The organism is Gallibacterium salpingitidis (genome assembly GCF_030517105.1).
In the GTDB taxonomy this organism is placed as follows: Bacteria; Pseudomonadota; Gammaproteobacteria; order Enterobacterales; family Pasteurellaceae; genus Gallibacterium; species Gallibacterium salpingitidis.
Genome location: NZ_CP103875.1, coordinates 2,709,073 through 2,735,095, shown reverse-complemented (window position 1 = coordinate 2,735,095; position 26,023 = coordinate 2,709,073). Strand labels below are relative to the sequence as shown.

The 26,023-nt window shown below is 37.9% G+C and carries 40 protein-coding genes; 4 read left to right on the top strand and 36 right to left on the bottom strand.

All coding sequences use genetic code 11. The features are described from left to right. Positions 1–3: 3 nt before the first annotated feature. The 4 genes from NYR30_RS13100 (at position 4) to NYR30_RS13085 (ending at position 3,599) form a co-directional block, all read left to right on the top strand. Positions 4–636 carry an ABC transporter ATP-binding protein gene (locus NYR30_RS13100; RefSeq protein WP_066114214.1) on the top strand — a complete coding sequence of 211 codons (633 nt, stop codon included), beginning with the start codon at positions 4–6 and terminating at the stop codon, positions 634–636. Continuing rightward, positions 629–1,402 carry an ABC transporter permease gene (locus NYR30_RS13095; protein WP_066114209.1) on the top strand — a complete coding sequence of 258 codons (774 nt, stop codon included), beginning with the start codon at positions 629–631 and terminating at the stop codon, positions 1,400–1,402. The genes NYR30_RS13100 and NYR30_RS13095 overlap by 8 nt, the downstream gene beginning before the upstream one ends. 158 nt (positions 1,403–1,560) lie before the next feature. After that, positions 1,561–3,198: a glutamine hydrolyzing CTP synthase gene (gene pyrG / locus NYR30_RS13090; RefSeq protein ID WP_066108070.1), complete on the top strand. Its 1,638-nt coding sequence runs from the start codon at positions 1,561–1,563 to the stop codon at positions 3,196–3,198. A 188-nt stretch (positions 3,199–3,386) separates the two neighbouring features. Then, positions 3,387–3,599 (top strand): hypothetical protein, encoded by a 213-nt coding sequence (locus tag NYR30_RS13085; RefSeq protein ID WP_066114206.1) that lies wholly within the window; start codon positions 3,387–3,389, stop codon positions 3,597–3,599. A 521-nt stretch (positions 3,600–4,120) separates the two neighbouring features. On the opposite strand, the gene murA is transcribed toward NYR30_RS13085, so the two are convergent. The 36 genes from murA to rpiA form a co-directional block, all read right to left on the bottom strand. Next, positions 4,121–5,395, bottom strand: a complete 1,275-nt coding sequence (gene murA, locus NYR30_RS13080; RefSeq protein ID WP_066114205.1) for a UDP-N-acetylglucosamine 1-carboxyvinyltransferase — start codon at positions 5,393–5,395, stop codon at positions 4,121–4,123. A 170-nt stretch (positions 5,396–5,565) separates the two neighbouring features. After that, complete coding sequence (locus tag NYR30_RS13075) at positions 5,566–6,558, bottom strand: extracellular solute-binding protein (RefSeq protein WP_414146308.1); 993 nt, start codon at positions 6,556–6,558, stop codon at positions 5,566–5,568. A gap of 267 nt (positions 6,559–6,825) precedes the next feature. Then, entirely contained in the window at positions 6,826–7,215 is a 390-nt protein-coding gene (rplQ, locus tag NYR30_RS13070) for a 50S ribosomal protein L17 (protein WP_066112948.1), read from the bottom strand. Positions 7,216–7,256: 41 nt separating this feature from the next. Next, the gene (locus NYR30_RS13065; protein WP_065234044.1) at positions 7,257–8,240 is read right to left on the bottom strand and encodes a DNA-directed RNA polymerase subunit alpha; all 984 of its coding nucleotides are present in this window, start codon (positions 8,238–8,240) and stop codon (positions 7,257–7,259) included. A 28-nt stretch (positions 8,241–8,268) separates the two neighbouring features. Beyond that, positions 8,269–8,889, bottom strand: coding sequence for a 30S ribosomal protein S4 (rpsD, locus tag NYR30_RS13060; protein WP_065234043.1), 621 nt, complete (start codon positions 8,887–8,889; stop codon positions 8,269–8,271). Positions 8,890–8,917: 28 nt separating this feature from the next. Beyond that, positions 8,918–9,307, bottom strand: coding sequence for a 30S ribosomal protein S11 (gene rpsK, locus NYR30_RS13055; protein WP_012072238.1), 390 nt, complete (start codon positions 9,305–9,307; stop codon positions 8,918–8,920). A gap of 15 nt (positions 9,308–9,322) precedes the next feature. Continuing rightward, positions 9,323–9,679 (bottom strand): 30S ribosomal protein S13, encoded by a 357-nt coding sequence (gene rpsM, locus NYR30_RS13050; RefSeq protein ID WP_013745942.1) that lies wholly within the window; start codon positions 9,677–9,679, stop codon positions 9,323–9,325. 149 nt (positions 9,680–9,828) lie between these two features. Then, positions 9,829–9,942 (bottom strand): 50S ribosomal protein L36, encoded by a 114-nt coding sequence (rpmJ, locus tag NYR30_RS13045; protein ID WP_005548767.1) that lies wholly within the window; start codon positions 9,940–9,942, stop codon positions 9,829–9,831. 30 nt (positions 9,943–9,972) lie between these two features. Further along, the gene (secY, locus tag NYR30_RS13040; protein WP_302501331.1) at positions 9,973–11,298 is read right to left on the bottom strand and encodes a preprotein translocase subunit SecY; all 1,326 of its coding nucleotides are present in this window, start codon (positions 11,296–11,298) and stop codon (positions 9,973–9,975) included. A gap of 7 nt (positions 11,299–11,305) precedes the next feature. After that, entirely contained in the window at positions 11,306–11,740 is a 435-nt protein-coding gene (gene rplO / locus NYR30_RS13035; protein WP_066108053.1) for a 50S ribosomal protein L15, read from the bottom strand. 3 nt (positions 11,741–11,743) lie between these two features. Next, positions 11,744–11,923, bottom strand: coding sequence for a 50S ribosomal protein L30 (gene rpmD, locus NYR30_RS13030; protein WP_013745945.1), 180 nt, complete (start codon positions 11,921–11,923; stop codon positions 11,744–11,746). Positions 11,924–11,929: 6 nt separating this feature from the next. Further along, entirely contained in the window at positions 11,930–12,430 is a 501-nt protein-coding gene (rpsE, locus tag NYR30_RS13025; RefSeq protein WP_066108050.1) for a 30S ribosomal protein S5, read from the bottom strand. Positions 12,431–12,445: 15 nt separating this feature from the next. Further along, entirely contained in the window at positions 12,446–12,799 is a 354-nt protein-coding gene (gene rplR, locus NYR30_RS13020; protein ID WP_013745947.1) for a 50S ribosomal protein L18, read from the bottom strand. Between the two features lie 13 nt (positions 12,800–12,812). Further along, positions 12,813–13,346, bottom strand: a complete 534-nt coding sequence (gene rplF / locus NYR30_RS13015; protein WP_066112947.1) for a 50S ribosomal protein L6 — start codon at positions 13,344–13,346, stop codon at positions 12,813–12,815. 15 nt (positions 13,347–13,361) lie between these two features. After that, positions 13,362–13,754, bottom strand: a complete 393-nt coding sequence (gene rpsH, locus NYR30_RS13010; RefSeq protein ID WP_066108044.1) for a 30S ribosomal protein S8 — start codon at positions 13,752–13,754, stop codon at positions 13,362–13,364. A gap of 38 nt (positions 13,755–13,792) precedes the next feature. After that, a complete protein-coding gene (gene rpsN / locus NYR30_RS13005; protein WP_066108041.1) occupies positions 13,793–14,098 on the bottom strand; it encodes a 30S ribosomal protein S14 in 306 nt (101 codons plus the stop codon). 11 nt (positions 14,099–14,109) lie between these two features. Further along, complete coding sequence (gene rplE / locus NYR30_RS13000) at positions 14,110–14,649, bottom strand: 50S ribosomal protein L5 (RefSeq protein WP_065231798.1); 540 nt, start codon at positions 14,647–14,649, stop codon at positions 14,110–14,112. 14 nt (positions 14,650–14,663) lie between these two features. Then, positions 14,664–14,987, bottom strand: a complete 324-nt coding sequence (gene rplX / locus NYR30_RS12995) for a 50S ribosomal protein L24 (protein ID WP_066108036.1) — start codon at positions 14,985–14,987, stop codon at positions 14,664–14,666. A gap of 13 nt (positions 14,988–15,000) precedes the next feature. Next, entirely contained in the window at positions 15,001–15,372 is a 372-nt protein-coding gene (rplN, locus tag NYR30_RS12990; RefSeq protein ID WP_013745953.1) for a 50S ribosomal protein L14, read from the bottom strand. A 226-nt stretch (positions 15,373–15,598) separates the two neighbouring features. Further along, positions 15,599–16,321 (bottom strand): hypothetical protein, encoded by a 723-nt coding sequence (locus tag NYR30_RS12985; protein WP_302501328.1) that lies wholly within the window; start codon positions 16,319–16,321, stop codon positions 15,599–15,601. Next, positions 16,305–17,435, bottom strand: coding sequence for a hypothetical protein (locus NYR30_RS12980; protein ID WP_302501326.1), 1,131 nt, complete (start codon positions 17,433–17,435; stop codon positions 16,305–16,307). The genes NYR30_RS12985 and NYR30_RS12980 overlap by 17 nt, the downstream gene beginning before the upstream one ends. A 50-nt stretch (positions 17,436–17,485) precedes the next feature. Beyond that, positions 17,486–17,803, bottom strand: coding sequence for a hypothetical protein (locus NYR30_RS12975; protein WP_302501325.1), 318 nt, complete (start codon positions 17,801–17,803; stop codon positions 17,486–17,488). Between the two features lie 195 nt (positions 17,804–17,998). After that, positions 17,999–18,253, bottom strand: a complete 255-nt coding sequence (rpsQ, locus tag NYR30_RS12970) for a 30S ribosomal protein S17 (RefSeq protein WP_065231800.1) — start codon at positions 18,251–18,253, stop codon at positions 17,999–18,001. Then, positions 18,253–18,444, bottom strand: a complete 192-nt coding sequence (rpmC, locus tag NYR30_RS12965; RefSeq protein WP_013745955.1) for a 50S ribosomal protein L29 — start codon at positions 18,442–18,444, stop codon at positions 18,253–18,255. The genes rpsQ and rpmC overlap by 1 nt, the downstream gene beginning before the upstream one ends. Next, on the bottom strand, positions 18,444–18,854 hold the full coding sequence (rplP, locus tag NYR30_RS12960; protein WP_013745956.1) for a 50S ribosomal protein L16: 411 nt from the start codon (positions 18,852–18,854) through the stop codon (positions 18,444–18,446). Before rplP ends, rpmC begins: the two co-directional genes overlap by 1 nt. Positions 18,855–18,867: 13 nt before the next feature. After that, positions 18,868–19,575 (bottom strand): 30S ribosomal protein S3, encoded by a 708-nt coding sequence (gene rpsC, locus NYR30_RS12955; RefSeq protein WP_302501324.1) that lies wholly within the window; start codon positions 19,573–19,575, stop codon positions 18,868–18,870. 17 nt (positions 19,576–19,592) lie between these two features. Then, on the bottom strand, positions 19,593–19,925 hold the full coding sequence (rplV, locus tag NYR30_RS12950; RefSeq protein ID WP_013745958.1) for a 50S ribosomal protein L22: 333 nt from the start codon (positions 19,923–19,925) through the stop codon (positions 19,593–19,595). Positions 19,926–19,935: 10 nt separating this feature from the next. Further along, a complete protein-coding gene (gene rpsS, locus NYR30_RS12945; RefSeq protein WP_013745959.1) occupies positions 19,936–20,211 on the bottom strand; it encodes a 30S ribosomal protein S19 in 276 nt (91 codons plus the stop codon). A gap of 27 nt (positions 20,212–20,238) precedes the next feature. After that, on the bottom strand, positions 20,239–21,060 hold the full coding sequence (rplB, locus tag NYR30_RS12940; RefSeq protein WP_066108024.1) for a 50S ribosomal protein L2: 822 nt from the start codon (positions 21,058–21,060) through the stop codon (positions 20,239–20,241). Positions 21,061–21,076: 16 nt separating this feature from the next. After that, the gene (rplW, locus tag NYR30_RS12935) at positions 21,077–21,376 is read right to left on the bottom strand and encodes a 50S ribosomal protein L23 (RefSeq protein ID WP_066108018.1); all 300 of its coding nucleotides are present in this window, start codon (positions 21,374–21,376) and stop codon (positions 21,077–21,079) included. Continuing rightward, positions 21,373–21,978: a 50S ribosomal protein L4 gene (rplD, locus tag NYR30_RS12930; protein WP_066108015.1), complete on the bottom strand. Its 606-nt coding sequence runs from the start codon at positions 21,976–21,978 to the stop codon at positions 21,373–21,375. Before rplD ends, rplW begins: the two co-directional genes overlap by 4 nt. 15 nt (positions 21,979–21,993) lie before the next feature. Continuing rightward, positions 21,994–22,623, bottom strand: coding sequence for a 50S ribosomal protein L3 (gene rplC, locus NYR30_RS12925; protein ID WP_065231803.1), 630 nt, complete (start codon positions 22,621–22,623; stop codon positions 21,994–21,996). A 17-nt stretch (positions 22,624–22,640) separates the two neighbouring features. After that, positions 22,641–22,952: a 30S ribosomal protein S10 gene (gene rpsJ, locus NYR30_RS12920; protein ID WP_001181005.1), complete on the bottom strand. Its 312-nt coding sequence runs from the start codon at positions 22,950–22,952 to the stop codon at positions 22,641–22,643. Between the two features lie 268 nt (positions 22,953–23,220). Next, entirely contained in the window at positions 23,221–23,892 is a 672-nt protein-coding gene (locus tag NYR30_RS12915) for a pirin family protein (RefSeq protein ID WP_066112945.1), read from the bottom strand. A 194-nt stretch (positions 23,893–24,086) separates the two neighbouring features. After that, a complete protein-coding gene (serA, locus tag NYR30_RS12910; RefSeq protein WP_066108009.1) occupies positions 24,087–25,325 on the bottom strand; it encodes a phosphoglycerate dehydrogenase in 1,239 nt (412 codons plus the stop codon). Positions 25,326–25,355: 30 nt separating this feature from the next. Beyond that, on the bottom strand, positions 25,356–26,015 hold the full coding sequence (rpiA, locus tag NYR30_RS12905) for a ribose-5-phosphate isomerase RpiA (RefSeq protein ID WP_066108007.1): 660 nt from the start codon (positions 26,013–26,015) through the stop codon (positions 25,356–25,358). Positions 26,016–26,023 lie beyond the last annotated feature (8 nt).

Genomic DNA, 26,023 nt, shown 5'->3' with positions numbered 1-26,023 from the left:
ATTATGCCGATTATTTTAGCTGCGGAAAATGTTGTTTTTCAGGAAAAAATTCATTATCCCAATCTTACGATTCCAGAGGGAAAAGCAACTTTCTTACAAGGACCAAGCGGTTGTGGGAAAAGCACCTTACTTCATTTATTTAATGCTACTTTACCTTTAACTCAAGGACAAATACTGTACCGAAATAAAAACATCCAGCATTTAGATAAAATTCAACTACGCCGAGAAATTCTACTCGCTTCACAGCAACTGTATCTTTTTTCAGGGTCTATTCTGGAAAATTTTCGACAATATCACCAATATCGTGAAAGTGTATTACCACCAACATCCGAATTAGAGCATTATTTGGCACTTTGTTTAGTTCCTTTTTCTTTAGAACAACAGATTGATAAATTGTCAGGTGGTGAGAAACAGCGGGTTTTTCTAGCTATTGCTTTAAGCTTAAAACCTACCATTTTAATGTTAGACGAACCTACATCAGCATTAGATGCAAACACAGCAAATCAAGTCATGCAAAATTTAAAAAATCATTGTCTGTCAAAAACGACATTGATAGTCATCAGTCACGATCAAGCACTAACGCAACATTATGCCGATCATATCGTTTATTTGCATAAGGAGGAACGCAATGAATAATGTTGCCGAAATTCACCTATTTAATTTTAGTCTGGTCTATCTCTTATTATTGATTGTGTTATTCATTATGAAAAAGTGCCAGATTAACCAATCTAAATTGCTTTTTATCGCCAGTTTACGTATGACATTGCAATTAATTATTGCTGGCTTTGTATTAACCTATATTTTTCAAAACCCACATCCAATTTTTACTATTTGCTATTTATTAGCGATGATTATTTTTGCAGTGCATCGTGTCTTGTCTAAAAATCCTAACCTTAATCGCCACTTCCAATATGCGATTATTGGTTCAATCTCGTTTTCCGGTTTAGCCGTATTAGCTTTTTTTATTCTAGTTGTAGTCAAAGAAAACTTCTTCCACCCACAATATGTGATTCCATTAAGTGGAATGATTATGGGTAATGCAATGACGGGCGTAAATTTAGGCGCGAAAACATTTCGAGAAAGCCTTGCCAGTGAAAAACAACGTATTGAAACATTACTTAATTTCGGCGTTACTCCGCCACGCATCTTAACACCATTTGTCAATCAAGCCTTAGAAAGTGCACTATTACCAACACTAAATTCTATGGTTGGTATGGGGATTGTTGCATTACCCGGATTAATGACTGGACAAATTCTATCCGGTACTTTACCTAGCACTGCTATTCTTTATCAAATTGCCATTATGATTGCGATTTGTACTGCCGTCTGTCTTTCCGTATTTGGTTCGCTCTATTTTGGTTATCGTTCGCTCTACAACAAAGATCAACAAATGACTTGGTAACAAGTAACAAAATAGTGGAGATTGTTAGTTTAACAATCTCCTTTCTATTCTCTGATTGAGATAAATTTCTAATTACTGTAAACTATCATCCCGTCTTGATACTTGCGTATCTCTTAATCTTAGATTTCCACTCACTTTTTATTAAATAGGCATAAACAATGGCAACCAATTATATTTTTGTCACAGGCGGTGTCGTTTCTTCTTTAGGTAAAGGCATCGCTGCGGCGTCGCTTGCAGCTATTTTAGAAGCTCGTGGGCTAAACGTTACCATGATGAAACTTGATCCTTATATTAATGTGGATCCAGGTACAATGAGTCCTACACAACACGGTGAAGTATTTGTTACTCAAGATGGTGCAGAAACCGATCTTGACCTTGGACATTATGAGCGTTTCATTCGTACCAAAATGACTAAACGTAATAACTTTACTACGGGTAAGATCTATTCTGAAGTGTTGCGTAAAGAGCGTCGTGGTGATTATCTTGGCGCCACTATTCAGGTTATTCCTCATATTACTAATGAAATCAAAGCTAAAGTTATCGAAGGTGCTGCTGGACATGATGTTGTGATTGTGGAAGTCGGTGGAACCGTAGGTGATATTGAGTCATTACCATTTTTAGAAGCACTTCGTCAGCTTGCCGTACAAGTTGGTCGTGAAAGAACCTTATTTATGCACTTAACTTTGGTGCCATACATCGCTACTGCTGGGGAAGTAAAAACCAAACCTACCCAACACTCAGTAAAAGAATTGTTATCAATCGGTATTCAACCTGATGTATTAATTTGCCGTTCAGATCGCATTATTCCACCAAACGAACGTGCCAAAATTGCTTTATTCTGTAATGTACCGGAAAAAGCGGTTATTTCATTAAAAGACGTAAATTCAATCTATCAAATTCCAGCATTATTAAAATCTCAAGGCTTAGATGATTTTATTTGCCAACGTTTCCATTTAGATTGTCCTGAAGCCGATCTTTCAGAATGGGAAAATGTACTTTACCAAGAAGCTAATCCTATCGGTGAAGTAACTATTGGTATGGTTGGAAAATATACTGAATTACCAGATGCCTATAAATCAGTAAACGAAGCCTTAAAACATGGTGGTTTAAAAAATCGCTTAACCGTTAATATCAAATATATTGATTCTCAAGATATCGAATCTAAAGGTACCGATTTATTAAAAGGGTTAGATGCAATTCTTGTTCCAGGTGGCTTTGGTTATCGTGGTATCGAGGGTAAGATCCTCACTGCACAATATGCGCGTGAAAACAATATTCCATATTTAGGTATTTGTTTAGGTATGCAAATTGCCTTAATTGAATATGCACGTCATGTTGCAGGAATGAAAGATGCAAGTTCTTCTGAATTTGATAAAAATTGTCCACAACCGGTAATTGGTTTAATTACCGAATGGCAAGATGCTGATGGTAATGTTGAAGTACGCAGCGATAAATCTGATCTCGGCGGTACAATGCGTCTTGGTGCACAACAATGTCACTTAGTTGAAGGCAGCTTAGCTCGTCAATTATATGGTAAAGAAACTATTGAAGAACGCCATCGCCATCGTTATGAAGTCAACAATAAACTACTACCACAAATTGAAAAAGCCGGCTTAAAAGTAACTGGTTGGTCAGCAGATAAGAAATTAGTAGAAATTATTGAAGTGCCAAATCATCCTTGGTTCGTTGCGTGTCAATTCCATCCTGAATTTACCTCAACGCCACGTGATGGACACCCATTATTTGAAGGCTTTATCAAAGCAGCCTATGCTTACCAAAAACAACAAAAGAACTAATTCTTAACTTATTTAAATCTGCACCTTAATAAATATTCTGAGTTAAGGTGCAGATTTTTTTATGGCTATAATCCCTATCAAACACCATTCTTAATCGAATTAGTCACCATTTTAATGCAATCTATAAATTTTTTGGTTGCTGGTGAAGCCATCTCCATTGAAGGAACTGCAATACCTAAAGAAACATATTGCCTTGGTTCAAAAGGAATTTCGGCGATGATTTTATTGCAGCTCTGCGACAGTATGCTGAATATGGCTTTATGGAAAAAATTGATGAACATCATACGATGATCAGATTTGCGACAAGCTGGGCTACCACAGACGAAAAAACAGAGCAATTACTGTCTATCATCGATAAATTAAGTTCTATAGATATTAAATATCAGACTGCTAATTCTTAGATATAAGTATCCGGCTACGCGAACGTAGCTGACAACCTAATACTTGGGATGTCGGAGTTAGAATGGGTTTCAACTCACAGCTACGCGAACGTAGCTGCTCAACAAATAAATGGTTCCGCAAAATCTTTTGGAGTTTCAACTCACAGCTACGCGAACGTAGCTGTCCGGGCTTAAAAACTTAACTCGACCGCCAATAATGTTTCAACTCACAGCTACGCGAACGTAGCTGCATTTGAGCAGGTTGTCGATTTCGGCTTAAAAGATGTTTCAACTCACAGCTACGCGAACGTAGCTGGCCCAATATAAAAAATATATATAAAACAATAGGTTAGACACACTAATTCGCTAATATTCTTATATAAGGACATTAATTATTTATATAGTAGCACTTTATACTATATCTTAGAATTAACTATCTGATTTTTAAAGAAAAATAAATTTCGCTAACCACCTAGAATGCAATGAGAACCAATGGTTAGCGATTTAATTATAGTAGGAAAACAGAGATAATGATGCGTAATTTACTCTATTTCACTATCAGAGAAACGTTCAATACGAGCGCCCAAGCCACGAAGTTTTTCCTCGATATGCTCATAACCACGATCAATATGATAAATCCGATCGACAATAGTTTCACCTTGTGCAATGCAACCAGCGATCACTAAACTTGCAGAAGCCCTAAGATCCGTCGCCATCACTTCCGCACCAGACAGATGATCCACACCATGACAAATCGCAGTATTTCCTTCTATCTCAGCTTTTGCGCCCATACGAATTAATTCAGGAATATGCATAAAACGATTTTCAAAGATAGTTTCAGTAATAATGCCAGTACCACTTGCAACCATATTTAATAAGGTAAATTGCGCTTGCATATCCGTTGGGAAACCTGGGTGTGGTGCAGTGCGAATATTCACTGCTTTAGGCCTTTGCCCAAACATATCTAGCGTAATACTATCTTCAGTTACATCAATTTGCGCACCTGCTTCACGTAATTTTTCAATCACAACCTCAAGAGTATTCGCTCTAGTACCAACACATTCAACACGTCCACCAGATACTGCTGCTGCAACAAGAAATGTACCTGTTTCAATACGATCTGGTATGACTCTATGCTCACAACCACCTAAACGCTCAACACCTTCAACGGTAATTGTATCTGTACCTGCTCCTTGAATTTTCGCACCCATCTTATTTAAAAATTCTGCTGTATCAACAATTTCAGGTTCTCTTGCAGCATTCTCAATGATACTCGTACCTTTAGCTAATACTGCTGCAGTCATGATAGAAATTGTTGCACCGACACTAACTTTATCAATAACAATACGAGTACCTTGTAAACGAGATGAAACAAATGATTTTACATAGCCATCTTCTAAGATAATTTTTGCACCTAATTTTTCTAAACCAGAAATGTGCAAATCAACAGGACGTGCTCCAATAGAACATCCTCCAGGTAAAGAGACTTGTCCCTGATTAAAACGTGCTGTTAATGGTGCTAATGCCCAGATTGAAGCGCGCATCGTCTTCACTAATTCATAAGGAGTAACAAAGCTTGTAACGTTGCTAGCATCAATACATACACTTTGTTCACCACACCAATCTGCATTAATACCTAGTTTACGTAAAATTTTTAATGTTGTTTCAATATCACGCAAGCGCGGTACGTTATGCAATGTCACTGGTTCTTCTGCAAGAATAGAAGCAAATAAAATTGGTAATGCTGCATTTTTAGCACCAGAAATATTGACCGTACCTTTTAAGCAAGCTCGCCCATGAACACGAAACTTTTCCATAATAATTCCTATAAATTTCTATTTGTAGTTCAACTATAGCTGAACAATGATAAGTAATGTTTTGACAATCTTTAATTAATGCAACTCCCTCATTATGCATTAACACAATGAGGGAGTCATGATTATGTACCTAATTATATACATTTCTTAGAAAAAATCGCTGAGAAACCTTAATTTGTTTTCAACTTATTCCAATATTTTTCATAAATATCAATGGCATCTCCAACATCTTCTTGCAAAATACCTTTCTGTAGCTCTGCAGGTGTTGGGAATAAAGTAACATCATTTACATCCTCTGGTGAGAGTAATGCTTTAACACCTTCATTTGGCATAGAGAAGCCCATTGTTTCGATCACTTCTTTAGCACTTTCTGGTCTAAGCATAAAATCGATAAATTTATATGCTGCATTTTTATGCTTAGCATTTTTAGGAATGGCATAATTATCCATCCAGATAATGGCACCTTCAGCAGGATAAATAAATTGAATATTGGCATTTTCCTTATGAGCTCTAAAAGCCGAACCATTCCAAATCATGCCTAATGACACTTCGCCTTGCAAATAAGGAACATCTGGCGAATCTGAATTGAACGCCAGTACATTTGGTATTAGTTTTTGTAATAGATGATATGCTGACTCGATCTCTGTTGCATTTCTTGTATTAGGAGAAAAACCTTTCAATAATAAAGCAATATGAAAAACCTCACGAGAATCAGCAGTCAATAACACTTTTCCTTTATATTCAGGATTCCATAAATCAGACCAGCTGGTAACTTTTTTTGGATCAATCTCAGCCGCATTTATACCAATACCTGTTAAACCATATACATAAGGCAAAGAATATTGATTATTTGGATCAAAAGGCTTATTTAATAAATCAGGCGTAATTTGAGAAAAATTCTTTAGCTTACTTTTATCTAATTTCTCTAACATTCCTTCTTTTGCCATCTTACCAATGTAATAACTAGATGGAAAAACTAAATCATACTCACCACCATTGGTGAGTTTCATTTTAGAATACATTTCTTCATTACTTTCAAAAGTTGAGTAAACAACTTCTATTCCTGTTTCTTTGGTAAATTGATTTAATAATGAAGTGGGAATATATTCTGTCCAGTTATAAATATAGAGTTTTTCTGCTAAAAGAGATGAACTAAATAAGATAGGAAAAGAAAGTAAGGTTGTTTTAAATAGTTGAGAAAAAGATAAAAATTTCAATTTTTGAGTCCTCCAAAGCCTGCTTTTATACAGCTAAACAGCGATTAATTAAAAAACTCACTGAGTATAGCAACTTATTGTCGACTTTAAAAATAAAAAACTTTATCAAAGTATAGAAACTTTATTCCAATTTGTTATTAAAAGGACTAATCCATAAAAAAACTGCACTCAAATGAGTGCAGTTTTTCATAGATAATATAAATGAATATTGAATTATTCTGCCGCTACAGCCGCTTCTTCAGCAACTTGACGATCTACTAATTCAATGTATGCCATTGGTGCATTATCACCGGCACGGAAACCACATTTTAAAATACGAGTATAACCACCCGCACGTTGTGCAAAACGTGGACCTAATTCATTAAATAATTTAGCAACAACTGCGTTGTCGCGAACACGAGCAAAAGCTAGACGGCGATTTGCAACGCTATCTACTTTAGCTAAAGTAATTAACGGCTCAACTACACGACGTAATTCTTTTGCTTTAGGCAATGTAGTCTTGATGATTTCATGACTAACTAAAGAACTTGCCATATTACGGAACATCGCTTGGCGATGACTGCTATTACGGTTTAGTTGACGACCACTCTTACGATGGCGCATGACCTTATCCTTCTCAGAAAAATCTTTAACCTATGACCAAACTAGTCTTCGGCAATACCTGCCGGTGGCCAATTCTCAAGGCGCATACCTAATGACAAGCCACGAGAAGCGAGTACATCCTTAATTTCAGTAAGTGATTTCTTACCAAGATTAGGTGTTTTAAGCAACTCAACTTCTGTTCGTTGAACTAAGTCACCGATATAGTGAATTGTTTCTGCTTTCAAACAGTTAGCAGAACGAACTGTCAACTCTAAGTCATCTACTGGACGAAGTAAAATCGGATCAAATTCCGGTTTTTCTTCTTTGACTTCAGGTTGACGAACATCACGCAAATCAACGAATGCATCAAGCTGTTCTGCTAAAATTGTTGCTGCTCGGCGAATTGCTTCTTCTGGATCCAATGTTCCATTAGTTTCCATTTCAATGACTAACTTATCTAAGTCAGTACGTTGCTCAACACGTGCTGCTTCAACATTGTAAGCAATACGGTCAACTGGACTATAACACGCATCCACTAATAAACGACCAATTGGACGTTCTTCATCATGTACACGTGCTGAAGCAGGAACATAACCTCTACCACGTTGTACACGAATGCGCATATTAATAGAGGCATTTTCATCTGTCAAATGACAAATGACATGATCCGGATTTACAATTTCAACATCACCATCATGAGTGATGTCCGCGGCAACAACAGGGCCAATTCCAGATTTTGTTAGTGTCAGAAATACGTCATCTTTATTCTGCACTTTAACCGCTAGACCTTTTAAGTTTAAAAGTACTTCAAGAATATCTTCCTGAACCCCTTCTTTACTGCTGTACTCATGCAATACACCGTCAATTTCAACTTCAGTCACTGCACAACCAGGCATAGATGACAAAAGAATACGACGTAATGCATTACCCAATGTATGGCCAAAGCCACGTTCTAACGGCTCTAAGGTCACTTTAGCATGGGTAGAGCTAATTTGCTCAATATCTACTAAGTGTGGCTTTAAAAATTCTGTAACAGAACCCTGCATTTTATCCTCTCTTTGCTGTTAAGCCCTATTATTTAGAATAAAGCTCAACGATCAGATGTTCGTTAATGTCTGCTGATAAATCAGAACGTTCTGGAATACGTTTGAAAACACCTTCCATTTTAGCAGCATCGACTTCCAACCAAGTTGGTTTTTCTCTTTGTTCTGCTAATTCTAATGATGCTTTAATACGTGCTTGTTTTTTAGATTTTTCACGTACTGCGATAACATCATCAACAGAAACTTGGTAAGAAGGAATATTCACTACACGTCCATTAACAACGATAGCCTTGTGACTAACTAATTGACGAGCTTCTGCACGTGTTGCTGCAAATCCCATACGATATACAACATTATCTAAACGACCTTCCAATAACACTAATAAGTTTTCACCTGTGTTACCTTTCAAGCGGTTAGCTTCTTTGTAATAGTTACGGAATTGACGTTCTAAAATGCCGTACATACGACGAACTTTTTGTTTCTCACGTAATTGACTACCATAGTCAGATAAACGTGGCTTACGTGCACCGTGTTGACCTGGTGCAGTATCAATTTTACATTTTGACTCAATCGCACGAACACCTGACTTCAAAAATAAGTCTGTGCCCTCACGACGGCTTAGTTTGAGCTTAGGCCCTAAATATCTTGCCATTTTCTTTCTCCAACTATCCTAACACGTCTTACACACGACGTTTTTTCGGTGGACGACAACCGTTATGAGGAATCGGAGTCACATCAGTAATATTAGTGATGCGGAATCCAGCTGCATTTAATGCACGGATTGTTGACTCACGACCAGGACCAGGTCCTTTAACCATAACTTCCAAGTTCTTTAAGCCGAATTCTTTAACCATTTCGGCACAACGTTCTGCAGCAACTTGTGCAGCAAACGGAGTAGATTTACGAGAACCACGGAAACCTGAACCACCTGCAGTTGCCCATGCTAGAGCATTACCTTGGCGATCAGTGATCGTAACAATAGTATTGTTGAAAGAAGCATGAATATGAGCCACGCCATCTACAACTTGTTTTTTTACACGCTTACGCGCACGAACTGGTGTTTTAGCCATTATCATTTACCCCGATTATTTCTTGATCGGTTTGCGTGGGCCCTTACGGGTACGCGCGTTAGTTTTAGTACGTTGACCACGTACCGGTAAGCTACGACGATGACGTAATCCACGGTAGCATCCTAAGTCTAATAGACGTTTGATGTTTAGAGTTACTTCACGACGTAAATCACCTTCAACAGTAAATTTACCAACTTCGTCACGCAGTTTATCAATCTGCTCTTCAGACAATTCGCTGATCTTAACGCTTCCTGCAATACCCACAGCATCACAAATGTGTTGCGCACGGGTTTTACCGATACCATAGATTGCTGTTAAAGCAATTACAGCGTGTTTATGATCAGGAATGTTAATGCCTGCAATACGGGCCACTATGCACTCCTATTTTTTTGATTACCTAAAATCTGGTATGTTGATCTGAAAAGCCCGTTTCAGGATACTCAAACAACATACCGATACACTACAAAAAGAGTCGAGCAGTATACCTACTCAACTAATTCTTTTCAAGAAAAATATATCAATTAACCTTGACGTTGTTTATGTTTAGGATCGCTGCAAAGCACACGAACTACGCCTTCACGTTTAACGATCTTACAGTTACGACATAATTTCTTTACGGACGCACGAACTTTCATTGCTTATCCTTTTTAACTTAAAAGACAATATTATTGTCTTGTCCCTTTAAGGTTTGCTTTTTTCAACACTGATTCATATTGACTTGACATCAAGTGACTTTGAACCTGAGCGATGAAATCCATAATTACCACTACGACAATCAGTAATGATGTTCCGCCAAAATAGAATTGGACGTTCCATGCTGATGTCATAATATACGGAACTAAACATACAAAGGTAACATAAAGACCACCAATTAAAGCTAAACGGGTCATTATCTTATCAATGTAGCGTGATGTTTGTTCCCCCGGTCTAATTCCTGGCAAAAATGCACCAGATTTTTTCAAATTATCCGCTGTATCTCTAGGATTATATTGCATCGCAGAATAGAAAAAGCTGAAGAATATAATCGCTACTGCATATAAAATCAAGTATAAAGGTTGACCTGGATGTAATAACATTGATAAGTCATTTAGCCAGTCTAATCCTTGTCCTTGACCAAACCATTGTGTAATTGTAGCTGGGAACAAAATAATACTTGAAGCAAAGATTGCTGGGATAACCCCTGCCATATTCACTTTAAGTGGTAAATGTGAACTTTGTGCTGCTAACATATGACGGCCTTGTTGACGTTTCGCATAGTTAACAACCAATCTTCTTTGTCCTCTTTCTACAAATACAACAAAGTAAGTTACTGCAAATACAACCACAGCAATTAATAAGAGAACCAACAGATGCATTTGGCCTTGACGAGCCTGTTCAATCGTATGTGCAATTGCCGCAGGTAATCCGGCAACAATCCCTGCAAAGATAATTAAAGAAATACCGTTGCCGACACCTCTTTCAGTAATTTGCTCTCCTAACCACATTAAGAACATTGTTCCTGTTACCAAACTGATAACTGCAGTGAAATAGAAACCAAATCCTAAATTCGGAACTAATCCAGGCAACATATTCGGTAAACCAGTTGAAATACCAATTGCCTGAATAGCAGCAAGGGCTAACGTAGAATAACGAGTATATTTGCTAATCTTACGTCTCCCAGCTTCACCTTCTTTCTTTAATTCCGCTAATGCAGGATAAACAGACGTCAATAGTTGAATAATGATCGATGCCGAAATATATGGCATGATCCCCAAAGCAAATACTGACGCACGACTCAAGGCACCACCAGAGAACATGTTAAACATATCTACGATGGTACCTTTTTGTTGTTCAATAACTTGAGCCAATACGGCAGAATCAATGCCAGGAACCGGGATGAAAGATCCAATGCGGAATACAATAAGTGCACCTAATACAAACAATAAACGGCGCTTTAATTCACTTGTACCGCTCTGAGTACTTCTATTTTGATACCCCGGTTGTTTAGCCATCTGTTAATTATTCCTCAATTGAACCGCCAGCAGCTTCGATTGCTGCTTTAGCACCTTTAGTCACACGTAAACCACGAACGACTACGCCTGATTTCACTTCACCTGAAAGAATAATTTTAGCGAATTGAATTTCCGCAGGAATTACTTTAGCGTCTTTAAGAGAATCTAATGTAATTTCATTACCAGAAACTTTTGCCAAATCACTTAAACGAACTTCAGCTGTAACAGCTGCTTTCATTGAAGTAAAACCAAATTTAGGTAAACGACGGTATAAAGGCATTTGACCACCTTCAAATCCACGTCTTACACCACCGCCAGTACGTGCTTTTTGACCTTTATGACCACGACCACCAGTTTTACCTAAACCAGAACCAATACCACGTCCTAGACGTTTAGCACTATGTTTAGAACCTTCAGCCGGAGATAGAGTATTTAAACGCATTTATTACTCCTCCACTTTAACCATGTATGACACTTGATTGATCATACCTCTAACTGCTGCAGTATCAACTAATTCAACAGTGTGGTTAAGATGACGAAGACCTAAACCACGTAAAGTAGCTTTGTGTTTTGGTAAGCGACCAATTGAACTACGAGTTTGAGTTACTTTAATAGTTTTAGCCATGATCAATTACCCCAAAATTTCATCAACTGTTTTACCACGTTTAGCTGCTACCATTTCTGGAGATTTCATATTAGCTAACGCATCAATCGTAGCACGAACTACGTTGATTGGGTTTGTTGAACCGTATGCTTTTGATAATACGTTACGAACACCAGCTACCTCTAATACTGCACGCATTGCACCACCAGCGATGATACCTGTACCTTCGCTTGCTGGTTGCATAAATACGCGAGAACCAGTATGAGTACCTTTAATAGGGTGTTGTAATGTACCTTCGTTTAAAGCCACGTTTACCATATTGCGACGAGCTTTTTCCATCGCTTTTTGGATTGCTGCTGGAACTTCGCGCGCTTTACCATAACCAAAACCTACACGGCCATTTCCATCACCTACTACAGTCAATGCAGCAAAGCTGAAAATACGACCACCTTTTACTGTTTTGGATACACGGTTTACTGCGATTAGCTTCTCTTGCAGTTCACCAGCTTGTTTTTCGATGCTTGCCATCTCAAATTACCTCTATTAGAACTGTAGACCAGCTTCACGAGCAGCGTCTGCTAACGACTGCACACGACCATGATATTTAAAACCAGAACGATCAAAGGCAACTTCTTTAATACCTTTTTCTAAAGCACGTTCAGCAACTAATTTACCAACTACTGCTGCAGCTTCTTTATTTCCAGTATATTTCACTTGCTCACGGATCGCTTTCTCAAGAGTAGAAGCTGTAGCAAGCACTTCTGAACCGTTAGGTGCAATAACTTGAGCATAAATATGACGTGGAGTACGGTGTACTACCAAACGTGTTGCACCTTGCTCTTTAATCATACGGCGTGCACGGGTCGCACGACGAATACGAGCCAATTTTTTATCCATAGTGTTACCCTACTTATTTCTTCTTAGCCTCTTTAGTACGAACCACTTCATCAGCGTAACGTACTCCCTTACCTTTATAAGGTTCAGGACGACGGTAAGCACGAATATCTGCAGCGACTTGCCCGATTAATTGCTTATCTGCGCCTTTCAAAATAATCTCAGTTTGAGAAGGACATTCAGCTACGATGCCTGCTGGTAAGGTATGCTCAATTGGATGAGAATATCCTAAACTTAATGCAAGCACATTACCTTTGATTTGTGCTCTATAACCAACACCAACCAATTGTAATTTTTTAGTGAATCCTTCAGTAACACCAATAACCATTGCATTTACTAATGCTCTCGCTGTACCAGCTTGCGCATCTGCACCAGTGATTTCTAGACGTGGTGAGAAATGTAATGCATTGTTATCAATTGTAACTTCAACTGCTTTATGAATGTTGCGAGTTAACTCGCCAGTTTTACCTTTTACTGTTAATAGCTGTCCGTCGAGTTTTACCTCTACACCGGCAGGAATATTAACAGGTGCTTTTGCGACACGAGACATTTTCCTACCTCACTATTAAGCTACATAACAAATGATTTCACCGCCCAATCCTGCTTGACGTGCAGCACGGTCAGTCATAACACCTTTAGATGTAGAAACAACAGCAATACCTAAACCACCTAATACTTTTGGTAATTCGTCTTTACGTTTATAAATACGAAGACCAGGACGGCTTACACGTTGAATAGTTTCTACAACAGGTTTTCCTTGGAAATATTTTAAAGTGATTTCCAATTCAGGTTTTACACCTTCAATAATTTTAAAGCTATCAATGTAACCTTCTTCAGCTAGAACGTTGGCAATTGCCACTTTTAGCTTGGATGAAGGCATGTTGATCGCGATCTTGTTCGCAGCTTGACCGTTACGAATACGAGTCAACATATCTGCTATTGGATCTTGCATGCTCATGTGTCTTTACTCCCATGATTCCAAAATAAAGTGGTATATTACCAGCTTGCTTTTCTAAGGCCTGGAATTTCTCCACGCATTGCTGCTTCACGAACCTTAATACGGCTTAAACCAAATTTACGCAATACACCGTGTGGACGGCCTGTCTGACGGCAACGATTACGTTGACGAATTGGGCTAGAATCGCGTGGTAAAGTTTGTAATTTTAACACTGCACTCCAGCGTTCTTCGTCAGAAGAATTAACATCAGAAATAATTCTCTTTAATTCTTGACGTTTTGCGTAATATTTTTCAGCTAATTCAACACGTTTTACATCACGTGCTTTCATTGATTGTTTTGCCATTAGAACCTGCCTTATTTACGGAATGGGAAGTTAAAGGCAGCAAGTAGTGCTTGACCTTCTTCATCAGTTTTCGCAGTAGTGGTAATAGTAATATCTAAACCACGTACACGATCCACTTTATCATAATTGATTTCAGGGAAGATGATTTGTTCACGCACACCCATGCTGTAGTTACCACGACCATCGAAAGACTTCGCATTTAAACCACGGAAGTCACGGATACGTGGAACAGCAATAGAAATTAATCGTTCAAAGAATTCCCACATACGCTCGCCGCGTAGGGTTACTTTACAACCGATCGGATATCCCTGACGAATCTTAAAGCCTGCAACAGATTTGCGAGCTTTAGTGATTAAAGGTTTTTGACCGCTAATTGCTGCTAAATCTGCTACTGCATTATCTAGCAATTTTTTGTCGGTCAATGCTTCACCCACACCCATGTTTAGGGTTATCTTCTCGATTCGTGGGACTTGCATGACAGATTTGTAGCCGAATTTAGTTTTTAATTCGTTTACTACTTGATCTCTGTAGTAATCATGCAGTTTCGCCATCGCATTACTCCAGTTTATTTAATTGTTTCACCAGTAGATTTGAAGAAACGAACTTTTTTGCCATCTTCAAATCTGAAACCTACACGGTCAGCCTTATTTGTAGAAGGGTTGAAAATTGCTACGTTAGAAACATCGATTGGTGCCTCTTTACGCACGATACCACCTTGTTTTCCTAATGCAGGAACTGGTTTCTCATGTTTAGCAACTAAATTTAAACCTTCAACGATTACTTTACCGTTAGGTAATACCTTTGTTACTTTTCCACGCTTACCTTTGCCTTTAGCAACGCTACCAGTAAGCATAATCACTTCATCATTTTGACGGATTTTTGCAGCCATTTCTCACTTCTCCTTACAGTACTTCTGGAGCTAAAGAGATAATCTTCATAAACTTCTCAGAACGAAGTTCACGAGTTACCGGTCCGAAAATACGTGTACCGATTGGTTGCTCACTATTATTATTTAAAATAACGCAAGCATTACCATCGAAGCGAATAACTGACCCGTCTGGGCGACGAACCCCTTTCTTGGTGCGCACTACAACCGCTTTAAGCACATCACCTTTTTTTACTTTACCGCGAGGAATTGCTTCTTTCACAGTAACTTTGATGATATCACCAACAGCAGCGTAACGACGGTGCGATCCACCTAGAACCTTGATACACATTACACTACGAGCGCCTGAGTTATCAGCAACGTCTAGCATAGTCTGTTCTTGGATCATGTTAGTACTCCGCTAAAATTAAAAAAACCCTTTCGGGACGAATCTAAGCCTATTTGCACTGACAACTTGCTAGCACAAATAGGCGTTGGATTATATCTCAAGTATCATTTAGAAATCAACTTGATTTGAGATTTATTTTGCTAATAAAAAAGCAGTCAAAATTTTTTATTTTCTGACTGCTCTTTTATAGATAAAAATCGTTCATTTATGCAGCATCGTATAAAAACTAAATTAAAGTGCGAATAAAATCACCGATTAATTGCATAGATTGATTACGTTGTAATCCGTATTTTGGGACATTTGGAAATGGCAATATCACAATTACCGTATTCGTATTTTCGTTACGCTTCCACTTAACAGGTAAATCATCGATTTTCTTATCGTGAAATGCGCACCAACCATCAGAAAAGGCTAAATTGAAGTCATCTTCATATGTAGTCCCAAAACAGAGTATCAGTTTTGGTTGGTGCTGTTGCACCATTGCATTAATTTTAGAGAATCGATGTAATCTACACCAGCGAAGATATTCCTGTTTATCACAAAATCCTAATATATCATTCAGCCCTTTATTCCAACGCTCTGACTCTGTATTTTTAAACCATAAAGGGTATAAGTTTAACTTTAGGTAACCTGTTTTTTCTCCTTTCATCCAAACTTTATTATCTAGAGCAAATTCTGCATAGTCTTCAACATTACCACCGTTAATTGCACACAATAACTTACACAGTACTTTGTCATAAGGCACTGCAATATTATCTCCCTCAGACTCAAAACCTGATATTTGCTGCCATTCGTTGCTTTCAAAATAATCCATAAAAGATTCAACTGTAATATCCTCTCCACCCCATTCTATTCCACAGCACCAAATAGAAGGTCTTTCTGGAGAGCCAATATCACCACCATTATAACCAGAATACTCTTCCAAAAAACGTTTAAACTTTAGATTCATTCTCCTCCTCAACTTCATTTAAACGAAATTGTAATTGTTTGATATACATATCTATTTCATCAGCAATGTCTTTAATTAATCGATCTCTTTTGCGTGGATTTTTCAATAAAATTATTGCAGGTGAGTCCATTAACCAGAAATCTAATTTATTACGATCAAACCACTTCCATCCAAACCAACGAGGTGAATTTTGAAAGCCTTTAATTCTTTTTAAACTTTGTTCAACAACACTATTCTGTTCCGTTTCATCTTGCTTATGAAATCCATAATAGAGTTCATTTTCGATTTCCAATCTAAAATTTACTATCTTATCGTCTGCAAATTTATGGATCGGAAATTCAATCCCATAATAACGATGACGGTTTCTTGATCGTGCATAATATTGATTGACTTCAAAAGAAAAATCTTTCCTTTCAATCAAATAATTTCTTTTTATCAATTCATCTTGCAACGTATTCCAAAAATAATTTTGTAACTCATAACGATCAACTTCTTCAGTATCTACAAAAAGATCACAACTTTCTAATAGTTCAGTTATACTTTCAGGGTTTATTGTTTGGCTTAATTTGCCATATAAATCTTCTTTTAAAATAGCAATAATATCAAAAAGATGAGTAGCGATTTGTGTATAAAATTGGGGCAACACTTTTTGTTTATTTATGCCCTCTTGCTCAAAATCATTTAGAACTTGAATAATATTTGTTACTTTCTCAAAAATAGCTTTAGTATTTTTTTCTGATGTGTGAAGCTGTACATATCCTAATTCAAAAAGCAAATCTTTTAATTCATCAATCATTTCTTCAGCTTTGCCATTTTGTGCTGCAATAGTAATTTCACCATCCATAATGATTTTTTTAAGGTTATTTAAGAAATTATGGTACACCTCCTGTTTTTTCTCAAAAACAAGCAAACTTTTATCACGTTTTTCTTCGCTGGCAGATTGACCATTCAATAGAAACACCGTAATAATCGCCGTTACCACTACGCCAAACAGTGTACCTGTAATTTGGATCGGTAGTTCCTCTAACTGTAAAGTTCTAAATACAATTGAAACTACTAAAAAAATTATAGTAAAAATCCCTATACCATAAAGCCATTTATTGTCACTTTTCATAATACTACTCCACATAAAAAATGGATATTAATCATAATATCCATTTTTATTTACCATAAATTTAAAACTAACTGCCCATATGCTACTAAAATAGGATGACCGTTCATTTCGTAAGTATTGCGTGATGTCGCACCAGTTCTAGGCTTAATACATGTACCCGATTTTTCCCAAGTATTTGATGATGTAGCCCCAGATCTTGGTTTAAGATAGCGACCATCAAATTCCCAAGTATTTGATGATGTAGCTCCAGATCTTGGTTTAAGATACCGACCATCAAACTCCCAAGTATTTGATAATGTAGCTCCAGATCTTGGCTTCAATATCTTCCCATCACAAACCCAATCTCTAGGTAAATCAATTTTTAACATAGAAAATTTCTCCATTTGTTTTATAGGATTTATTTAACTTGTTATGTCAATAACAAGTTAAAGCAGTATACTGCTTGCAAAATTTGACGAAAAAATAGACGATGAAATTTGAGAGATATGGACAAAATGGAAAGACAAAAAAGCCCTTAGCAAGGGCTAAGGGCTTAATATATTTTTTGATTTAAACAGCAAAAATTAAATTACTGCTTTTTCAACTACACGAACTAAAGTCCATGATTTTGTTTTAGAGATTGGACGACATTCACGAATCTCTACAATATCACCAACTTTTGCTTCGTTGTTTTCATCATGTACATGAAGTTTAGTGGTACGACGGATAAACTTACCGTAAATTGGATGTTTAACCATACGTTCGATAGCGATAACAAAAGATTTTTCCATTTTATCGCTGATCACTTTACCTTGTACTGTACGAATTTTATCAGTCATTACTCACCCGCCTTCTCAGTTAGAATAGTCTTAACAACTGCAATTTGACGACGCACTTGTTTTAACTGATGAGTTTGTTGAAGCTGACCGGTGGCTGCTTGCATACGCAACTTGAATTGCTCACCTAACAAGTTAACCAATTCAGCATTCAGCTCTTCAACACTTTTTGTACGTAGTTCTTGAGCTTTCATTACATCACCGTCTTAGTTACGAAAGTGGTCTTAATAGGCAATTTAGCCGCTGCTAATGCAAACGCTTCTCTTGCGATCTCTTCAGACACACCATCCATTTCATATAGAACTTTACCCGGTTGGATTAAGGCTACCCAGTACTCAACGTTACCTTTACCTTTACCCATACGGACTTCTAATGGTTTCTCAGTAATTGGTTTATCTGGGAATACACGAATCCAGATTTTACCTTGACGTTTAACCGCACGAGTCATCGCACGACGAGCCGCTTCGATTTGACGAGCTGTTAAACGACCACGACCAATTGCTTTCAAACCAAAGGTACCGAAACTTACATCAGTACCTGCCGCAATACCACGGTTACGACCTTTGTGGATTTTACGGAATTTAGTACGTTTTGGTTGCAACATTTAGCGAATCTCCTTACTTACGACCTCTACGCGGAGCTTTTTTAGGCTTATCCGCAGGTTGTTGTTGTTCTGATTGCATAACTGCAGCCATTCCACCAAGAATCTCACCTTTGAAGATCCATACTTTAACGCCAATGACGCCATAAGTAGTATTAGCTTCAGCAGTATTGTAATCGATATCCGCACGTAAAGTATGCAATGGTACACGACCTTCACGATACCATTCAGAACGAGCAATTTCTGCTCCGCCTAAACGACCGCTAACTTCAACTTTGATACCTTTTGCACCTAAACGCATTGCATTTTGAACTGCACGTTTCATTGCACGGCGGAACATTACACGGCGTTCTAATTGAGAGGCAATGCTCTCTGCAACTAATTTTGCATCTAATTCAGGTTTTTTCACTTCTGCAATGTTAATTTGCGCTGGAACACCTGCAATTGCTGCAACTGCGTTGCGTAACTTTTCAACATCCTCACCTTTCTTACCGATAACGATACCTGGGCGAGCTGTGTGAATAGTAACACGAATACTTTTTGCTGGACGTTCAATAGTGATACGTGAAACAGAAGCATTCGCTAATTCTTTATTTAAGAATTTACGTACTTTAAAGTCGCCGTCTAAGTTATCGGCGAAATCTTGTGTATTCGCATACCAAGTAGATGACCAAGGTTTAACAATACCTAGGCGAATACCATGTGGATGAACTTTTTGACCCATTGCTATTCTCCTACTGATTAACGATCTGACACAACCACAGTAATGTGGCTAGTACGTTTTAAAATACGATCTGCGCGACCTTTAGCACGTGGCATTACGCGTTTCATGCTTGGACCTTCATCAACGAAGATTTTCGCGACTTTAAGATCATCGATATCTGCACCGTCATTGTGCTCTGCATTAGCAATAGCTGATTCAAGCACTTTCTTCACTAAAGCTGCTGCTTTTTTATTAGTGTAAGTAAGAATTTCTAATGCTTGCGCTACTTTTTTACCGCGAATTAAATCAGCAACTAAGCGAGCTTTTTGTGCTGAGGTGCGTGCGAAACGATGTTTTGCAATAGTTTCCATCATCTACCCCTTACTTCTTAGCTTTCTTATCTGCGGCGTGACCGCGGTAAGTACGAGTCGGTGCAAACTCACCTAATTTATGACCAATCATTTCATCAGTAACATAAACAGGAACGTGCTGACGACCATTATGGACTGCGATGGTCAATCCGATCATACTAGGAATGATCATTGAACGACGGGACCAAGTTTTAATTGGTTTTTTATCCCCGCTTTCCACCGCTTTCTCTACCTTCTTCAACAAGTGTAGGTCAAGGAAAGGACCCTTCTTGAGAGAACGTGGCATGGCTTATCCTCTTTATTAAATTAAAAATTATTTACCACGACGGCGTACGATATATTTATCAGTACGTTTGTTATGGCGAGTTTTCTTACCTTTAGTTTGAACGCCCCATGGAGTAACAGGGTGTTTACCAAAGTTACGACCTTCACCACCACCGTGCGGGTGATCTACTGGGTTCATTGCGGTACCACGAACTGTCGGACGAACACCTCTCCAACGGTTAGCACCAGCTTTACCTAATACGCGTAACATATGCTCTGAGTTACCAACTTCACCAACAGTTGCGTGGCACTCAGCTAATACTTTACGCATTTCACCAGAACGAAGACGTAAAGTCACATAATTACCTTCACGAGCAATGATTTGAACATATGCGCCCGCAGAACGTGCAATTTGACCGCCTTTACCTGGTTTTAATTCCACGTTATGTACTGTTGTACCAACTGGAATACTACGCATTGGTAATGAATTACCAACTTTAATTGGTGCATTCACACCAGCTTGGATTTGATCTCCAACTGACAATCCTTTCGGTGCCAAAATATAACGACGTTCACCGTCTTTATATAATACTAATGCAATATTAGCAGAACGATTTGGATCATATTCTAAACGCTCTACAACCGCTGGGATATCTAACTTGTTACGTTTGAAATCTACTAAACGGTAATGTTGTTTATGACCACCACCGATATGGCGAGTAGTAATACGACCTAAATTGTTACGACCACCAGTTTTAGCATTTTTCTCTAAAAGTGGCGCATAAGGTTTACCCTTATGTAATTCAGGATTGACAACTTTTACAACGTGACGACGACCAGCGGAGGTCGGCTTACATTTAACGATAGCCATTGATTATCTCCTCTGATTACTCTGCACTTTCTACAAGGTCTAAACTTTGACCTTCAGCAAGTGTTACATAAGCTTTTTTCCAGTCACTGCGACGTCCCATTCTTGCACCGTGACGTTTAGTTTTACCTTTAACAACCACAGTACGAACAGAATCCACTTTCACTTCAAATAATTCAGATACTGCTTGTGCAATTTCTGCTTTGTTTGCATCTAATGCAACTTTGAAAACGATAGTGTTTGACTTCTCAGTATTAATTGTTGCTTTCTCAGAGACATGTGGTGCTTTAAGCACTTTTAGCAAACGTTCTTGACTCATGCTAACATCTCCTCAACTTGCTTCACTGCATCCACAGTCATAACTACTTTATCAAAAGCAATTAAGCTGACTGGATCGATACCTTGAACATCACGTACATCTACTTTATATAAATTACGTGCAGCTAAATATAGATTTTCATCTACATTTGCTGTGATGATTAATACATCATCAAGTGCCATTTGTTTTAATTTTTGAACTAAAACTTTTGTCTTAGGTGCTTCAACTTCGAATTTTTCAACAACGATTAAACGTTCTTGACGAACTAATTCAGAAAGAATGCTTTTGATTGCACCGCGATACATTTTTTTGTTCACTTTTTGGCTGTGATCTTGTGGCTTAGCCGCAAATGTCACACCACCTGAACGCCAAATTGGGCTTTTGATATCCCCTGAACGAGCACGACCAGTACCTTTTTGACGCCATGGTTTTTTACCTGAACCAGACACTTCAGCACGAGTTTTTTGTGCACGAGAACCTTGGCGAGCACCTGCTGCATATGCAACAACAACTTGGTGAACCAACGCTTCGTTGAACTCACGTCCGAAGGTAGTTTCAGAAACAGTTAATGCACTTTGTGCATCTTTAGTTACTAATTCCATTCCTATCTCCTAGACTTATGCTTTCACTGCTGGTTTAACGATTAAATCACCACCAGTTGCGCCTGGAACAGCACCTTTAACTAATAGTAATTTACGTTCAGCATCAACACGAACCACTTCTAAAGATTGAACAGTTACACGTTCATTCCCTAAGTGACCAGACATTTTTTTACCTTTGAACACGCGACCTGGTGTTTGGTTTTGACCAATAGAACCAGGAACACGGTGAGACAAAGAGTTACCATGTGTAGCATCTTGAGTACGGAAGTTCCAACGTTTTACAGTACCTGCAAAGCCTTTACCTTTTGAAGTACCAGTAACATCAACTTTCTTCACGTCTGCGAAGATATCAACATTAATTTCTTGACCTAAAGTGAATTCTTCACCTTCAGCCACACGGAATTCCCATAAACCGCGACCAGCTTCAACACCTGCTTTAACAAAATGACCTGCTTCTGGTTTAGTTACACGACTTGCTTTCTTTGAGCCAGTAGTAACTTGAACTGCACAGTAGCCATCTGTTTCAAGGGTTTTCACTTGAGTAACGCGGTTGGCTTCGATTTCGATTACAGTAACTGGGATTGACACACCATCTTCATTGAAGATACGAGTCATACCAACTTTACGACCGATTAAACCAATCATTGTAATAACCTCTTAAATTAACCTAGGCTGATCTGCACATCAACACCGGCAGCCAGATCTAAACGCATTAAAGCGTCAACAGTTTTTTCAGTAGGCTCAACGATATCAACCAAACGTTTGTGAGTACGGATTTCATATTGGTCACGCGCGTCTTTATTAACGTGTGGAGAAATCAATACTGTGAAACGTTCTTTACGGGTTGGTAGTGGAATTGGACCACGAACTTGAGCACCTGTACGTTTTGCCGTTTCTACGATTTCCGCTGTAGATTGATCGATTAAACGATGATCAAATGCTTTTAAGCGGATACGGATTCTTTGGTTCTGCATGAGACCAGAGCTCCATTCAAAAAATGATTAATAAAAAAATTCACACCTCAAATTCCAATCTTAATGGAAAGAAGTGCGACTAACCTATTTTAGCTTCCAGATCGGAAACATTTTGTTATGACAACATATAAATAAAGCGACGTTGTCATCATTTGATAAATGATTACATCAAATGGCTTAAAAAAGCTCGTGTATTTTATATAACCTTAACAAAATAGCAAGTACTTTTTACGCTTTTCCTTTTATATTTTCTTGTGTTTCCTCGTCTTTAGACTAAATCAAATAACAAAAACTCTACTTTTTCTTTTATCATTAGAGATAACTGCGTTTCACCGGTTATCGCAATACCATCACCTACACTAACTTCTGTTTCATTAATCACCATATCTCCTCTTACTACTTGTAACCAATAATGGCGATTTTCTGTTAATTTGAGAATTTCCTTAGTAGGGATACTATATTGATAACGCCACAATTTCATATCTTGGTACACTTTAAAAGCATTCCCTTCTGGCTCAGGTGCAAGAATTAATGTTGCTCCCTCTTTATCGGGAAAAGCTTTTTGTGCATATCTCGGTGTTATATTCATTTTATTTGGCTCAATCCAGATTTGATAGAGATGTAATTCATCTGTTTGGCTTGGATTAAATTCTGAATGCGTAATACCCGATCCTACTGACATAATCTGGAATTCACCTGCATTTAATTGCTCAATATTTCCCATACTATCCTTATGAGCAACCGTTCCTGCTAATACATACGTAAGAATTTCCATATTACGATGTGGGTGCGTACCGAAGCCTTTGCCTGATTTGATCCTATCCTCATTAATTACACGTAAATGAGAGAACCCCATAAATCGAGGATCATAATAATCCGCAAAGGAAAAAGTATGATAAGTGTCTAACCAACCATGCTGAATATGGCCTTTTCCTGATATAGAACATTTCTAAATTCCCTCTTTTTCCTTATTTCTACATTGCACCCTATTCTATCAATCAATAAATAGGCAATTAACTCTGCTTTTAACAACAATTTGTTTCTCAATAAGAAAAGATAAGAGAGTTTATCAAAATAATAAAAAATGCCTACCAAATCAGTGATCTAGTAGGCATCTTGGTGCTTTACACTTAATTAGTACAAGACGCGAGCTTTAATTGTACCATCAATTTGTTTGAGTTTTTGTTGTAAGCTTTCAGTATTATCTGATTCCACATCAACCACAACGTAACCAATTGCTTCATCAGTTTGTAAATACTGAGCAGCAATATTTACACCGTTGTCCACAAAAATCTGGTTAATCTTATTCAAGATACCTGGGCGATTATGGTGAATATGTAATAGACGTTTTGCTTTTGCTAAGCTATGACTTGGTAATGAAACCTCAGGGAAATTAACCGCAGTTACAGTTGAACCATTATCAGAATATTTAACAAACTTGCTTGCCACTTCAGTACCAATATTTTCTTGTGCTTCAGCTGTTGAACCACCAATATGAGGCGTTAAAATCACATTCTCAAAACGACGCAATGGTGATTCAAATACTTCATTAATCGATGCCGGCTCTTTCGGGAACACGTCAATCGCTGCACCACGAATCTTTCCTTCATCTAATGCTTTTGCCAAAGCATCGATATCCACTACCGTACCACGCGCCGCATTAATTAAAATTGCCCCTTGTTTTAGTTGAGCAATACGCTCTGCACTCATTAAATTCTTCGTTGAGTTATTTTCTGGAACATGCAAAGAAACCACATCACTCATAGTTAATAATTCTTCTAATGTTCTCACTTGTTGTGCATTTCCTAGTGGAAGTTTATTTTCAATATCATAGAAATACACCTTCATACCAAGAGATTCAGCAATTACACTTAATTGTGAACCGATATGACCATAACCCACAATCCCTAAAATTTTTCCTCTTGCTTCGTTTGAACCTTCAGCAGATTTATTCCATACACCACGATGCACTTCAAAATTCGCTTTTGGTACATTACGCATTAACAGCAAAATTTCTCCCAAGACTAATTCCGCAACAGAACGTGTATTAGAGAATGGTGCATTAAAGACTGGAATCCCACGTTGTCTTGCCGCTTCAAGATTCACTTGATTAGTACCGATACAGAAACAGCCGATCGCAATCAATTTTTGTGCATGCTGTAATACCTTTTCAGTAAGATGAGTACGAGAACGGATACCAATAAAATGTGCATCTTTAATTGCTTCGATTAACTCTTCTTCGTCTAACGCTTTCTTATGATATTCAATATTTGAATACCCAGCATTATGCAACACTTCTAATGCACTATTATGTACACCTTCAAGTAATAAAAACTTAATTTTTGCTTTGTCCAAAGATACTTTTGCTGTCATGTTTGCTTTTTCCTTTATATTAATAATTAATTATTTAAGAATTTGTGCACCATCAGGGCTGCCCACAATTACAATATCCGCTGGGCGTAATGCGAAAATTCCATTTGTTACCACACCAGCGACATTGTTCAACTCTTTTTCCATTTCAACTGGATTGATGATTTTAAAATTATGCACATCCAAAATGATATTACCATTATCAGTTACAACACCTTCACGATATTCTGGTGAACCACCTAATGTTACCAATTTACGTGCCACTTGCGAGCGTGCCATCGGGATGACTTCTACTGGTAATGGGAAAGTGGAACCTAATACTTCAACCTGTTTAGATTTATCAACAATACAAATAAAAGTTTTCGCCAATGCTGCCACAATCTTCTCACGAGTTAACGCAGCGCCACCGCCTTTAATCATCATTTTATGTGGCGTAATTTCATCAGCACCATCAACATAAATGTCTAAACCTGATACATCATTAGCACTAAAGACTTCTATACCTTGCTCACGCAATAATGTTTCAGAGTTTTTAGACGCTGCTACCGCGCCTTTAATTTTATGTTTTATTGTTCCTAATGCTTCAATAAAGCAATTTACTGTTGAACCGCTGCCAACGCCAACAATAGTATCTGCTTTTACATACTGCAATGCTGCGTTAGCTGCCATTTTCTTCATTGTTAATTGATCCATGCCTCTAT